Consider the following 13,197-nt stretch of genomic DNA (forward strand, 5'->3'; position numbering starts at 1 on the left):
ATGCGCGGGGCACTCGCCCTCATAGGCACCGTGGCGCTTGTCGCAGGCTGTTCGGACGAGGTCCCGGAAACGCCTGCGACGCAGGAAACCGAAATCCCCGAGGATCTGCAGCAGGCGGAGATGCCCGAAGTCCCGGCCGACGAAGCAGGCATCGGCACGCCCATGGCCGAGCGGGTCGCCACCATCGGCCTCCTCAACAAGCGCAACAATGTCAGCCAGGAGTTCGAGCTTTCGCCCGGCGAGCAGCGACGCGCTGGCGATGTGATCGTGCGGCTGCAGGCTTGCGAGCGCACTGCGCCCTGGGAGATGCCGAAGGAAACCGGTGCCTTCGTCCAGGTGCTGGTGCGTCAACGCGGTAGCGAGGACCAGTTCGCCCGCATCTTCTCAGGCTGGCTGTTCAAGAATTCGCCCAGCCTGAACGTCGTCGAACACCCGATCTACGACGTCTGGGTCAAGGATTGCGCGATGAGCTTCCCGGGCGAAGAAGCCTCGGACGAGGCAGCTTCCGAATAGCTCCGGATTGCCGCCGGGATCGTCGTGTCCGGCGACCCCGTGGCCCCCGACAACAGGCCGAGATAGCCCGCCTGCGGCAGCGCCACAGCGCCCAGCGTCGCGAGGTGCTCGGTCATGAACTGGCAATCGAGCAGGCGATAACCCGCTTTGCGCATAGCGGCGACCAGCCATGCGAGCGCAACCTTGCTCGCATCGGTCCGGCGGCTGAACATGCTTTCCCCGCAGAACACCTGATCGAAAGCGACGCCATAGAGCCCGCCCGCCAGTTCGCCGTCCTGCCAGCATTCGATCGAATGCGCGTGACCGGCGCGGTAGAGCGCGAGATAGCTCGCCTCGATCCGGTGGCTTATCCAGCTTTCCGCATGCTCTTCGCGCGGCTCGGCGCAGGTGGCGATGACTTCGCCGAAAGCGCGGTCACACGTTACCTCGAAGCGGCCTTGCCGCAGCGTTTTGCGCAGGCTCCCGGACAGGCGGAAGCCGTCCATCGGGATGATCGCCCGCTCGCGCGGCTCGACCCAATAGACTTCCGGGTCGCTGCGATGATCGGCCATGGGAAACACGCCCGCGCGATAGGCGCGCAGCAGCAGGTCGACGGGAATCAGTTGGGAGCCAGGGGCGTGCATGGCGAGCGGTCTTACCAGTTCGCCGCCACGCATGATATCCGCCTTGCTATTCGCGCGGCCCCATATTAGAGCGCGCCGTCGCTGCAGGGGTGTAGCTCAGCTGGTAGAGCATCGGTCTCCAAAACCGAGGGCCACGGGTTCGAATCCTGTCACCCCTGCCATTTCCTTTTCCTCACTTGTCCGGCGCGGCGCCGCGTCCTATCGCGCCGCGCATGACAGAAGAAGAAAAGCGGAAACGCGATCTCGCCGATCGCAAGTTCTACCCGGCCGAAGAAGAGGCCAAATTCGAAAAATCTTTGCCGAAGCAGACGCCGCAGACGGCGCATCCGGCCTATAAGCTCGCCTTCCAGGACAAGGACTTCCTGCTGCGCGAGGAATTGCGCCCGGTGCGCTTCCAGCTGGAGCTGCTGAAGCCGGAAATGATCCTCGACGAGGCCGGGGTCGGATCGACCATGGTGATGTATGGCAGCGCGCGCATCCCGCCCCCCGAAGCCGCCGAGGAAGCGCTGGAAGGGGCCAAGGACCTGCCCGATGACGAGCGAAAGATCGTCGAGAGCCTCGTCGCCAAGAGCAAATATTATGGCGAGGCGCGCAAGCTGGCGCGGCTGGTCACCGAGAAGTCGATCATCGAGGACGGCAAGCGCCAGTTCGTCGTTTGCTCGGGCGGGGGCCCCTCGATCATGGAGGCGGCCAATCGCGGCGCCAGCGATGCGGGTGGGGAGAGCATCGGGCTGAATATCATCCTGCCGCACGAACAGGCGCCCAACAGCTATGTGACGCCTTACCTGTCGCTCAACTTCCACTATTTCGCACTGCGCAAGATGCATTTCCTGCTACGCGCGAAGGCGGTGGCCGTATTCCCTGGCGGCTTCGGCACGTTCGACGAATTCTTCGAGCTGCTGACGCTGATCCAGACAGGCAAGATGAAGCCGATGCCGATCCTGCTGTTCGGCAAGGATTTCTGGACCCGCGTCGTGAATTTCGAGGCGATTGCCGAGGAAGGGACGATTTCGAAGAAGGACCTCGACCTGTTCCGCTGGTGCGAAACCGCGGACGAGGCTTGGGCGCATATCAGCGCCTTCTACGAACTCGACCGCTAGGGTCCGGGGCCCTGGGAGCGATCAGTCGGAGGAAAGGGAGCGTACAGCCTGATGGCCCAGCGGGCCGTTACCCTCGCCGAAGCCGGGCGCGCTCTCTATTGCCGCGAAGGTAAAGGCGCGGGCGATCCGCACGGCATGGGTCAGCGGTTGGCGATGGGCCAGCATCGTGGCGAGCGCGGCGGATAGCGTGCAACCCGTGCCGTGGGTGTGGCGCGTATCTAGTCGGGCATGGCCGAAGCTGCCGATCTTGCCTGCCGCAGAAACGATCCGGTCGATGGCTTCTTCACCCTCGCCATGCCCGCCCTTGGCGAGGATTACCATGTCATGGCGCGACGCCAGCTCGCCGGCCGCGTCGTAGATGTCCTCGTCCGCCAGCGTGTCCCGACCGGTCAGCGCGGCGAGTTCGGGCAAGTTGGGGGTGACCACCGTGGCGATGTCCATCAACGCGCCGAAGGCGGCGATGGTCGCTTCGCTTGCCAGCTCTGCACCGCTGGTCGCGACCATGACCGGATCGAACACGATCGGCCCGGCGAAACTGTCGAGGCGCTCTGCCAGCAGCATCGCGATTTCGGGCGAGCCCAGCATGCCGATCTTGATTGCATCGGCGCCGATATCGCTGAGGCAGCTATCGACCTGGTCGAGCACGAGGTCGGGATGCATGACCTCCACCCCCTGCACGCCGCGCGTGTTCTGTGCGGTCACGACGGTGATCGCGGTCATCGCATAGCCGCCGAGCATGGCGATGGTCTTGATGTCGGCCTGGATACCGGCCCCGCCCGAACAGTCCGAGCCGGCGATCGAGAGGACACGGGGAGGGGCGCTCATCCGTTGAACCTGCGCTCTTGCGAGGCGGGAAGCTTCTCCTGCAGCGCCTTGCTCCGGGTCGGGCGATCCATCAATTCGCCGCCGCAATTGGGGCAGCGATCGTCGAGCGCTTCGGAGCATTCGGCGCAGAAGGTGCATTCGACGCTGCAGATGAAGGCACCGGGCGCCTCGGCGGGCAGGTCCGTGCCACAGCGTTCGCAATCGGGACGCATCTCCAGCGCCATCAGGCAGCCGCCTTCACGGCATCGCAGATCCGGTCGACGCAAGCCTCCACCTGTGCGGCATCGTCGCCTTCCGCCATCACGCGGATGACGGGTTCCGTTCCGGAAGGCCGGATCACCAGGCGACCCTTGCCTTCAAGCTCCGCTTCGGCCTCTGCAATGACTTGCTTCACGGTTTCGTTCTCGAGCGGTTTGCCGCCCGAATAGCGCACGTTCTTCAGCAATTGGGGAACAGGATCGAACACATGGAGCAGTTCGCTCGCCGGCTTGCCCGAGCGTACGAGGCTGGCGAGGACGCGCAGCGCCGCGACAGACCCGTCGCCCGTGGTCGCATGGTCGAGCAGGATCATATGGCCCGACTGCTCTCCGCCGACGTTGAAGCCGCCTTCCTTCATCCGTTCGAGCACATAGCGGTCGCCGACCTTGGTGCGCTCCAGCGTCAGGCCGAGGCTCTCGAGATACCGCTCCAGCCCGAGGTTCGACATCACCGTCGCCACCACGCCGCCGCCGGTCAGCGAGCCACGCTCGTGCATGCGCGAGGCGATCAGCGCCATGATCTGGTCCCCGTCGACCGTCTCGCCCTTCTCGTCGATGACGATCAATCGGTCCGCATCGCCATCCAGCGCGATGCCGATGTCCGCGCCTTCCTCGACGACCTTGGCCTTGATCGCTTCGAGCGAGGTGGACCCGACGCCGTCATTGATGTTCGTGCCGTTGGGATCGACGCCGAGCGTAATAACCTTCGCGCCCAGCTCCCAGATGACCGATGGGGCGACCTGATAGGCCGCGCCGTTGGCGCAATCGACCACCACCGTCAGGTCATCGAAGCGGATGTCGCTGGCCACCGACTGCTTGATCGCATGGATATAGCGCCCGCGCGCATCGTCGATCCGGCGGGCCCGGCCTATGCGGTCGGCGGAAACCAGCAGGGGCTGTTGTTCGAGCAATCGCTCGATCGAGACTTCCGCATTGTCCGACAGCTTGAAGCCATCCGGGCCGAACAGCTTGATGCCGTTGTCCTCGAAAGGGTTGTGGCTGGCGGAGATCATAACACCCAGGTCGGCGCGCATTTCGCGGGTCAGCAGCGCGATGGCTGGCGTTGGCAGCGGCCCGGTCATGATCACGTCCATGCCCACGCTTGTGAAACCGGCAACCAGCGCGCTTTCCATCATGTAGCCCGAAAGGCGCGTATCCTTGCCGATCACGACGCGGTGGCGGTGGTCGCCGCGCAGGAAATGCGTGCCCGCCGCCTGGCCCACGCGCATGGCGGTTTCGGCCGTCATCACGCCTTCGTTGGTGCGTCCGCGTATACCGTCGGTGCCGAAGAACTTGCGTGCCATGTGCGTCGAAAACTCCTGCCTTTCGCGCGGGCTCTGTGCCGCGAATGCCGGTCGAAAGAAACCCCTCGCGATCTTTTCGGCGGGAATTGGCGACAGGCTGCAACCCATCGCTTCCCCGCGCGTTGCAAACCTGAACCTTACCTTTCCGACGCCAGACTAGAGGGGACCCCCAATGGCATTCGATCTGATCGACCTTCCCTATGACGACACTGCACTCGAACCGGCCGTTTCGGCCAAGACGCTGTCGTACCACCACGGCAAGCACCACCAGGCCTATATCGACAAGACCAACAAGGCGATCGAAGGCACCGATCATGCCGACAAGAGCCTCGAAGAAGTGATCGCCGCGGCCCGCGGGTCGGACCAGGGCCTGTTCAACAATTCGGCCCAGAGCTGGAATCACGGCTTCTACTGGCACTCGATGGCGGCGGACGAGACCTCCGCTTCGGACGAACTGAAGTCGATGATCGATCGCGACTTCGGTTCTGTCGATGGCCTCAAGGATAAGCTCGCCGAGCGCGGCGCCGGCCATTTCGCCAGCGGTTGGGTATGGCTAGCGGTCAAGGGCGGCAAGCTGACCATCGAGGAAACGCATGACGGCGACACGCTGGCCGATCAGGACGGGGTAAACCCGCTGCTCGTGATCGACCTGTGGGAGCACGCCTATTATCTCGACCACCAGAACGCGCGTCCCGCCTATCTCGACGCCGTGAACGGCAAGCTCAACTGGAGCTTCGCCAGCGAGAACCTCGCCCGCGGAACCACGTGGGAATATCCTAACTGATCGAGTAGTTCCGACACATTTCGAAAGCCCGCTGCGCCACTCGCGCGGCGGGCTTTTGCTTATGCGCTCAGCTGCTTTCCTCGGTTTCGTCGCCACCGAATATTTCGCTGGCGAACAGCGGCTCGCCGAAGATGAAGCCGACGAGGTTCGGCCTGCCGACATGGTCGAACAGGGCGGTCAGCATCAGCAGTATTGGGACCGACAGCAGCGCACCAAAGACGCCCCAGATCCACGAGAAATAGGACAGGGCGATCAGGATCATCACCGGGTTCATGGTGAACCGCGCGCCGAGGATCGACGGGGTCACGACATTCGCCTCCACCGTATGCAACGCGAGATAGGCAATCGCCGGGACCATGCCGAGCAGGATCGTGTCCGCCGTGCCGATGCCGAACAGGCCCAGCAGCGTGACCATCACGATCGGTCCGATATAGGGCAGGAAATTGAGCAGCGCGGCGAGGCCGCCCCACATGATCGGTGCATCGACGCCCAACGCCCACGCGCCGAGTGCCACGACCACGCCCACCAGCGCGTTGATCCAGCCGACTGTCAGAATATAGGCGGCGACGCGCTCCTGCACCTCGCGCAGCACTCGTGCCGCCTTTATGCTGGTGCCGAAGCTCGCCCGGCCGAACAGCAGGCGCTGGCGCAGGCGGACCCGTGCCTCGATCATGAAATAGGCCATCAGCAGGGTAAGCACGGTTTCGAGGACTACGCCGGGCGTCGCGAAAGCCAGCTCTTCCAGCAGGCTCGGACTGGCGAGAACCACCTCGCGCCCGCCTTCGCGGTTCATCAATTCGGCCAATTGCTCGTTGATCTGCGCAACCCAGGCGAACTGGCGCTGCAATTCGCCGAACCGGTCCATCACCTGGTTGGCCATCGCCGGCACATCGTCGAACAGCGCCACTGCCGGCTGGAGAATAAGCGCTAGGGCGAGCAGCAGCACGGCGAAGAATATCAGCAGCGCGACGAGCGAAGCGATCGCATTGGGCAGGCCCCAGCCGTTCAATTTGTCGGCGAGCGGGGAAAGGATCACGGTCAACACAAGCGCCGTCACCAAAGGCAGGAATACGACGGCGCCGATCGACAGGACGAAGGGCAGTGCGAAGAATAGGCCGAGGCCGATCAGCAGCACCAGCGAGGAAATGAGCCGCAGCTCCTGCTCCGCAAAGGCGAGCCGCCGCGAGCGGCCCGCGCGCGCAGGCGTCGGTTCGACCGGTGCGGGAGCTTCGCTGTCGTCCATCGCGCCTTATCTGCCGCGCACGGCAATTTCTGACAAGTTTACAGTGCGGTCTGCGCCTGCGTCAGCTGCGCGCGGCAATGCCGTTGCCTGCGGCGACGTCGTCGAGTTCTTCGAGGATCGCCCGGTGCGCCGCATCGTCCTGGAGCGAGCGCTTGGGGATCGAGCCATCGCTGAGCATCGTGTTCAGCGCAGCACGCGCGCGCCCGACACGGCTCTTGATCGTACCGACGGCGCAGTCGCAGATCGTGGCCGCTTCCTCGTAGGAAAAGCCGCCTGCGCCGACGAGCAATAGCGCTTCGCGACGTTCCGGCGGCAGCGTCAACAGGGCCCGGTGCATGTCCGACAGATGGATCGGCTCTTCCTGCCCGGCAGGGGCCGTCAGGATGCGCTCAGCCACGGTCTCGTCATACTCACCGCGGAAGCGATTGCGCCGCATGTCGGTGAGATAGGCATTGCGCAGGATCACGAAGGTCCATGCGCGCATGCTGGTGCCCGGCTGGAACCGTTCCTGCGCGGCCCACGCCTTAAGCAGGGTTTCCTGCACGAGGTCGTCTGCCATGTCCGCACGGCCGCAGAGCCCGCGCGCAAACGCACGCAGGTGCGGGACGACTTCCGTCAGTTCCCGCTTGAAGTCGGCCTTCTCGGAGGCCGTTCGTTCTGTGCCTCCCATCAGTCCTTCGTATCCAGTTGCTCGAGAAGATCCTTGAAGCTGTCCGGCAGCGGTTCGTCCACTACAGAATCATATAGCTTGCGCAAACCGTTCGCCCATTCGGGATCATTGCCGTCCTTCTTCGCGGTCGATCCGCCGCGGGGGGATGGCATGTGTGATTTGTCGGAATTCATATCGATCCAGAATTATTCCCTCTACGACCCTTTCGCGCACTTCGCCATCAGTGTGAGAGCGCAGAATCGAACCCGTGTGTGGAGGCGGAACGCGGTCGATGCCCTCTGGTTCCCGCGAAAATGTGTCATGGAACCAAACGCAGGGCGCGACATACTACAGGCACGCCATCAAATGATAACAGGGGTTCGCGCTGGGAACCGAGGAATTCGAACGAAAGGGTAGCCGCCGGCGATTGCTGGCCGAATACCCGCGCGCGGCGCCCGTGGTCATATTCCTTATGGTCATGGCGATTACCGTGACCAGCGTCTTTGGCATCGAACGCGGCGAGGCAGAGCGCGACGAAGCCGATATCAACCGCCGGACCATGGCGATGGCATCGGCGATCGAGCGGCGAGCCTTCTCAAGCACCTCCTATCTTCGTGCAGGTGCGGCTCTTCTGAGCACTCAGGACGAAGTAACAGGAACACTTTTCCGGAGGTTTGTCGAAGAACTGCGGCTCGATTCAAACTTTCGCGGAGCCGAGGGCATCGGCTGGGCGCCAGCGATCATGGCGCCGGAAGTCCCCACGTTTGAGGAAAGGCTGTCCGAAGGCCGAGTGTCGGATGTAAAAATCACGCCGTCTCTGGCTGCGAAGCCGCGCCCTATGCTCGTGCCGATATTGTATCTGAAACCCGATACGCTGCGGAACCGCCGCGCGTTGGGGTACGATATGTATTCCGAACCGGTCCGCCGGGCAGCCATGGATCTGGCCGAGCGTGAACAACGACCGATCGCCAGCGGCCGGATCGTTCTTGTGCAAGAAGGCGGTGGCAATGAACCCGGCTTCATCATCTTCATGCCGGTTTTCGATTCAAGCGGATCGGGGCAAAATTTGAAGGGCTTCATCTATAGCCCGTTCAACGGTCCGCAGTTCTTGGCTTCGGCCGCTGAACTGGTGAGCTACGACGGGCTGTCCGCTCGATTGTACGATGTTGAAGGCGGAGAACGCACTCTTCTCGCTCAACTGCCGGGCTGGCGCAGTTCGCCGAACGTGGTCGAGCGCGAAGTCGAAATCGCCAATCGCAACATGCTTCTGATGGTCGAGTCCGGTCGCGACGAAGCGTTGTCGATGATGTCCATGATTACGCTGCTGTTCGGCCTGGCGGTAGCAAGCCTGCTGATGCTGGTCGCGCGCCTGCTGGCCCAGCAAGCGATGGAGGACAGCCGTTCTCTCGACTGGTTCGCGCAGCAGAATTCCATTCGCGATTCGCTCACGCGCGAGCTTAATCACCGCGTGAAGAATACACTCGCCAACGTGCTTTCGATCGTTTCGCTGACCCGTCGCCGGGCCAGCGATCTCGACGAATTCGCCGAAGGGATCGACGGGCGCATCCGCGCGCTTTCGGCGACGCATGATCTGCTAACCCAGTCCGAATGGGGCACGACGCCGATCCGCTCCGTGGTGGAGGTGGAACTGGCGCCCTATTCGCGCAATGCGGAGCACGAAGTGGTGCTCGACGGGCCGGATGTCGATCTCGCGCCCAACGATGCGTTGAGCTTCGGTCTCGCCATCCATGAACTTGCCACGAATGCGGCGAAATACGGATCGCTCAGCGTCGACGGCGGGCGGGTCGAAGTCCAATGGGCCAAGGTCAACGAGCGCCTCGCCAAAGTGGAGTGGACCGAGCGCGGCGGGCCGACCGTCGTCAAGCCCGAGCGACGCGGCTTCGGCACCGAACTGATCGAGAAGATTGTGGCGCATGAACTGCGCCATCCGGTCGAACTGGTGTTCGACGAGCGCGGCGTGTGCTGCACGCTGTTGGTCCCCGTCCGCCAACCGAGCGAGTTTGCCCTGCGGGCGGCCTACCAGACCGGCAGCAAACCCACCCCGCACGACGAAAGCTAGGCGGCCCCTCTACTGCGTGCGTAATGACAAAAAAGGCCCGCCGGATTACGGCGGGCCTTTCGGATCATTCAGCGATGACTGTTTTCAGGATCAGCCCAAGGGCCTGCTCGATCCGAAGAAGAGCGCCTGACTGATGGCAGCGCGAACGGTCTGTTCTTGGAAGGGCTTGGTCACCAGATAGGTCGGCTCGGGCCGGTCGCCGGTCAACAGCCTTTCAGGATAGGCCGTGATGAAGATCACCGGTACGCTGCTGATTGCAAGAATATCGTCCACCGCATCGAGACCAGACGAACCGTCGGCAAGCTGGATGTCGGCCAGCACAAGGCCGGGCGTTTTATCCGCCACGACTTCCTGTGCCTGCGTCCGCGTGGCGGCCGTGCCGCAAACTTCATGGCCGAGCGAGGTCACGAGATCCTCGAGCTGCAGCGAAATGAGCGGCTCGTCCTCGATGATCAGCACGCTGGTCGCGGATTCCTTGTCGATTTCGCCGACAGCCTCCTGGACGAGCCGCTCGATCTCTTCAGGCTCCATTTCCATGATGTCCGCTGCCTGCTCAACCGAAAAATCCTCGAGCGTGGTCAGGAGCAGGGCCTGGCGGTTGAGCGGCGTGATGGATTTCAAGCGGTCGTGCGCCGCGCCTTCGTGGCTTTCGCCGGAATCCGGCTCGGACACATCCATATAGGCGCTGGCCCATACCTTGTTGAACGCCCGGTAGAGCGGTACGCGCCCCCCTTCGAGCGATGCCTTGAGACTTTCATCGGCTAGCGCCGCCTCGAGCGTGGCGCGTACGAACGCGTCGCCCGTGGCCTGCGAGCCGGTCAGTGCGCGCGCATAACGACGCAGATACGGAAGGTTGCGGGCAATTTGATCACCAAGCGACATAAGACCCCTTTTGGTTAAGTGCGCGCATTGAACGCCCTGCATCCATCTTGGTTCCTTTCCGCGGCGCGTTGTGTAGTAAGGACGAACGACATGCGAGTGCAGGCGGTTTGGAGCCCGTCTGTCGCGAAGAGGGGAGATATTGCATGCACGAGGTTGCAAATCCGTACAGCTGCGAGAATTGCCCGCTCCAGAGCAGGCCGGGGTTGCGCCCGCTCCAGCCGCAGCAACTGGCTTACATGGGCGAATTCAAGGAAGGCGAGATTGCGCTTGAGGGTGGCGAGAGTCTGCTGGAACAGGGCGACGAGGGCAATCGCCTCTACACCCTTATCGAGGGGGTCCTGATCCGGTTCCGCACGCTCGATGACGGACGCCGCCAGATTGTCAGCTTCATGTTCCCCGGCGACCTGAGCGGATTGCAGGGCGCGTTCGACGAGCCGGCGAGCCATTCGGTCGAAGCGCTTACCGACGCACGCCTGTGCACGTTCAAGCGCCGGGACTTCATCGAACTGATCTCCCAGCATCCGCGCCTCGGTTACGACATTACCTGGCTGGCAGCGAAGGAAGAGCGCCTCCTGGAAGACCATATCGTGGCGCTAGGGCAGCGCAGCGCGCGCGAGCGAGTGACCTATCTGGCGGTCTGGTTGGTCGATCGCGCCCTCGAGACCGGACTCGCGGCGCGGGACAATGTGCTGCACCTTCCGATCAAGCAGGCGCAGATCGCCGATATGCTCGGCCTGTCGCTCGTCCACACCAACCGCACCATCCGACAGCTGGAGCGCGAAGGGCTGGTTATTTGGAAGTCACGCGAAATCTGCGTGCCGGACATGGATGCAGCCTGCAAGGTCGCGCAATTCGAACGTGACGACAACAGCCTGCGGCCGTTCATATAAAGCGAGAACTGCGGTTTTCCGGGTCTTCCGGACGACGCGAAAATTTTTTCGCTTTCCATGGAACCGGATTTCAGGCCGGTCATTTAGTCTATGTCACCGCCGAGACCCCCCTCCCGTCCAAGCGGCTGGTGATACGATCCCGAAAGGCCTCCATTGGAAAAATCCGGTGGAGGCCTTTTTTCGTGGATCGTGATTTTTGCCCGGCGAGGGCAAGCATGTGCTGGTGCGCCGCGGGTGCGACGTCTCCTTTCTCCAGCGATTTGTAAAATTCAGCGGAGCCGACCGCGCAGGCGCGAAATGATGCCGCGGCGCTTGGGCTCGCGGAGCAAGTCGATCAGCGTTTCGATATCGTAAGGCTTGGCGAGGACGCAGCCCATCTCGGCGACCCCTTCGGGAATATCCTGCGGCGCCCCGGTCGAAAACACGATGCGCGGGCTGTCCGGCCCCAAGGTCTTCACGAGCTCCGCGATCGCCCAGCCGTCGTCGCGATCGGCCAGATGCACGTCGAGCACTATGGCATCGGGGCGTTCGCGGCGCAGCGCATCGAGCGCCTGTTCCGTGGTCGTGCTGATCTCGACATTTCGCACGCCCGCATCGGCCAGTGCGTCCTCGAGCGCCAAGCCGATGATCGCATCGTCCTCCACGATCAAAACGCGGTCGGGAAGGGGCGGCAGGTCTGTTTTCGTGGTTGCGGGTGCGTCTGGCATTGTCTGGCGATCGAATGGGCGGGCGATTGCCCGTGTGTCGCCTAACGGTGCAGGGGCGCAGTGTGTTCCGGCCCGATGATGAACGCAGCGCCTGCGTGTCCGCGATGCAACAGCGCTGCGCTATAACGGCTTGCGATAAATCACGTATTCGCGGTTTACGGAACTGTCGATCGCATCGGCTATCGCCTTCATTCCCTGGTTGTCGTCGAGGATCCAGCCGATCTCCGCCCGCTTCGCGCCATAGGCCTCGACCGCGTTCACTCGGATCTGGCTGATCATCATGAAAGCGAGCTGGCTGGCGAGGCGCGAGTTATGCAGTTCCCTGAGGACCCCCATCAGGGGCACGCGCATGTCGGACCCGGTCGGCTTGCGCAGCCAGCGAAGCATCCGCACCCAGCCGAAAGGCAGCAGCTTGCCGCCGGTCTGCTTCAATACGCCGTTTACGTCGGGGAAAGTCAGCATGAATGCCACCGGGCGGCCATCCAGTTCGGCAATCATGTTGAGGTTCTCATGAATGATCGGCTTCAGCTTCTTGCCGGCATAGGCGATTTCTTCGGGCGTGAAGGGGACGAAGCCCCAGTTCTTCGACCATGCATCGTTGAGGATGCTCAGAACGATCTCGACCTCTTCGGCCCAACGGGACTTGTCGACCGGGCGGATGCGGATTCGCTCGTTGCGCTGGCCCGATTGCACGATGCGGCGGATCAGCGGCGGAAAATCCTCCGTGACGTCGAGATCGTAGGTCAGCAGCGTTTTCTCGCGCTTGTATCCCGCGCTCTCGATCCACCCGGCATAGGCGGCCGGATGATGTCCCATCATGATCGTCGGTGCGTGGTCCTGCCCTTTCACGAGCAGGCCGGGCTCTTCCCAGACCGACATGGAAATCGGGCCGATGACATGCGTCATGCCCTGTGTGCGCAGCCAGTCCTCGGCTCGCGCCAGAAGTGCTCCGGCGACTGCTTCGTCTTCAGCATCGAAATAGCCGAACATGCCCGTGCCTGGTCCCATGCCCTGCTCGGGCGGCAATTCGAGCGCGAGATGGTCGATATGCGCGGAGATTCGCCCGACATCGCGGCCACCCCGTGTGGCGACGAACAGTTGGTGGCTGGCATGGCCGAAGAACGGGTTCTTGCCCGGCTCGACCAGTTCCAGCTGCTCCGAGCGTAATTGCGGTACGGCATGCGGTTCGCGCGCGGCGAAGGCGCGGCCGAGGTCGACGAAGCGGGCGCGCCCTTGCTTGCCTTCGACGGGTTCGATCACTATTTCGCCTGCCGACACCAAAACACTCCCGTTCAGTCTGCGTTAGCCCGTTGTGTGCTGAATGATCTTTGTCAAGGAAT

15 protein-coding genes and 1 tRNA gene are annotated in these 13,197 nt (G+C 63.0%); 6 read left to right on the forward strand and 10 right to left on the reverse strand.

Annotation, left to right across the window (positions count from 1 at the left end; all coding sequences use genetic code 11):
• Complete coding sequence (locus Q9K02_RS03530; RefSeq protein ID WP_305931646.1) at positions 1 to 513, forward strand: DUF2155 domain-containing protein; 513 nt, start codon at positions 1 to 3, stop codon at positions 511 to 513.
• Here the strand turns inward: Q9K02_RS03530 and aat are convergent.
• Entirely contained in the window at positions 438 to 1,136 is a 699-nt protein-coding gene (gene aat, locus Q9K02_RS03535; RefSeq protein WP_305933435.1) for a leucyl/phenylalanyl-tRNA--protein transferase, read from the reverse strand. The genes Q9K02_RS03530 and aat overlap by 76 nt on opposite strands.
• Positions 1,137 to 1,221: 85 nt before the next feature.
• On the opposite strand from aat, the gene Q9K02_RS03540 reads away from it, so the two are divergent.
• Together Q9K02_RS03540 and Q9K02_RS03545 are read left to right on the forward strand one after the other, a co-directional pair.
• Positions 1,222 to 1,297 (forward strand) — tRNA-Trp (locus Q9K02_RS03540).
• Between the two features lie 51 nt (positions 1,298 to 1,348).
• Complete coding sequence (locus Q9K02_RS03545; RefSeq protein WP_305931647.1) at positions 1,349 to 2,236, forward strand: LOG family protein; 888 nt, start codon at positions 1,349 to 1,351, stop codon at positions 2,234 to 2,236.
• Between the two features lie 21 nt (positions 2,237 to 2,257).
• Here the strand turns inward: Q9K02_RS03545 and thiD are convergent, their stop codons facing one another.
• Genes thiD through glmM form a run of 3 tightly spaced genes read right to left on the reverse strand, consistent with a single transcriptional unit; the run spans position 2,258 to position 4,622 of the window.
• Positions 2,258 to 3,061, reverse strand: coding sequence for a bifunctional hydroxymethylpyrimidine kinase/phosphomethylpyrimidine kinase (thiD, locus tag Q9K02_RS03550; protein WP_305931648.1), 804 nt, complete (start codon positions 3,059 to 3,061; stop codon positions 2,258 to 2,260).
• On the reverse strand, positions 3,058 to 3,285 hold the full coding sequence (locus Q9K02_RS03555) for a DUF1272 domain-containing protein (RefSeq protein WP_305931649.1): 228 nt from the start codon (positions 3,283 to 3,285) through the stop codon (positions 3,058 to 3,060). Before Q9K02_RS03555 ends, thiD begins: the two co-directional genes overlap by 4 nt.
• Positions 3,285 to 4,622, reverse strand: a complete 1,338-nt coding sequence (gene glmM / locus Q9K02_RS03560; RefSeq protein ID WP_305931650.1) for a phosphoglucosamine mutase — start codon at positions 4,620 to 4,622, stop codon at positions 3,285 to 3,287. Before glmM ends, Q9K02_RS03555 begins: the two co-directional genes overlap by 1 nt.
• 172 nt (positions 4,623 to 4,794) lie before the next feature.
• Here glmM and Q9K02_RS03565 point away from each other — a divergent pair, with 172 nt between their 5' ends.
• Positions 4,795 to 5,406 carry a superoxide dismutase gene (locus tag Q9K02_RS03565; RefSeq protein WP_305931651.1) on the forward strand — a complete coding sequence of 204 codons (612 nt, stop codon included), beginning with the start codon at positions 4,795 to 4,797 and terminating at the stop codon, positions 5,404 to 5,406.
• Positions 5,407 to 5,473: 67 nt separating this feature from the next.
• Here the strand turns inward: Q9K02_RS03565 and Q9K02_RS03570 are convergent, their stop codons facing one another.
• The 3 genes from Q9K02_RS03570 to Q9K02_RS03580 form a co-directional block, all read right to left on the reverse strand.
• Positions 5,474 to 6,649 carry an AI-2E family transporter gene (locus Q9K02_RS03570; RefSeq protein WP_305931652.1) on the reverse strand — a complete coding sequence of 392 codons (1,176 nt, stop codon included), beginning with the start codon at positions 6,647 to 6,649 and terminating at the stop codon, positions 5,474 to 5,476.
• 61 nt (positions 6,650 to 6,710) lie between these two features.
• Complete coding sequence (locus Q9K02_RS03575; protein WP_305931653.1) at positions 6,711 to 7,319, reverse strand: sigma-70 family RNA polymerase sigma factor; 609 nt, start codon at positions 7,317 to 7,319, stop codon at positions 6,711 to 6,713.
• Complete coding sequence (locus Q9K02_RS03580; RefSeq protein ID WP_305931654.1) at positions 7,319 to 7,471, reverse strand: NepR family anti-sigma factor; 153 nt, start codon at positions 7,469 to 7,471, stop codon at positions 7,319 to 7,321. Before Q9K02_RS03580 ends, Q9K02_RS03575 begins: the two co-directional genes overlap by 1 nt.
• Positions 7,472 to 7,755: 284 nt before the next feature.
• Here Q9K02_RS03580 and Q9K02_RS03585 point away from each other — a divergent pair, with 284 nt between their 5' ends.
• A complete protein-coding gene (locus tag Q9K02_RS03585) occupies positions 7,756 to 9,378 on the forward strand; it encodes a CHASE domain-containing protein (RefSeq protein WP_305931655.1) in 1,623 nt (540 codons plus the stop codon).
• A gap of 90 nt (positions 9,379 to 9,468) precedes the next feature.
• On the opposite strand, the gene Q9K02_RS03590 is transcribed toward Q9K02_RS03585, so the two are convergent.
• Positions 9,469 to 10,260: a response regulator gene (locus Q9K02_RS03590; RefSeq protein ID WP_305931656.1), complete on the reverse strand. Its 792-nt coding sequence runs from the start codon at positions 10,258 to 10,260 to the stop codon at positions 9,469 to 9,471.
• Between the two features lie 143 nt (positions 10,261 to 10,403).
• On the opposite strand from Q9K02_RS03590, the gene Q9K02_RS03595 reads away from it, so the two are divergent.
• Entirely contained in the window at positions 10,404 to 11,150 is a 747-nt protein-coding gene (locus tag Q9K02_RS03595; RefSeq protein ID WP_305931657.1) for a Crp/Fnr family transcriptional regulator, read from the forward strand.
• Positions 11,151 to 11,419: 269 nt separating this feature from the next.
• Here the strand turns inward: Q9K02_RS03595 and Q9K02_RS03600 are convergent, their stop codons facing one another.
• Together Q9K02_RS03600 and Q9K02_RS03605 are read right to left on the reverse strand one after the other, a co-directional pair.
• A complete protein-coding gene (locus Q9K02_RS03600) occupies positions 11,420 to 11,857 on the reverse strand; it encodes a response regulator (RefSeq protein ID WP_305931658.1) in 438 nt (145 codons plus the stop codon).
• A 120-nt stretch (positions 11,858 to 11,977) separates the two neighbouring features.
• The gene (locus Q9K02_RS03605) at positions 11,978 to 13,117 is read right to left on the reverse strand and encodes an N-acetyltransferase (RefSeq protein ID WP_305931659.1); all 1,140 of its coding nucleotides are present in this window, start codon (positions 13,115 to 13,117) and stop codon (positions 11,978 to 11,980) included.
• Between the last annotated feature and the right edge of the window lie 80 nt (positions 13,118 to 13,197).

This window comes from Qipengyuania profundimaris, assembly GCF_030717945.1.
GTDB lineage: Bacteria > Pseudomonadota > Alphaproteobacteria > Sphingomonadales > Sphingomonadaceae > Qipengyuania > Qipengyuania profundimaris.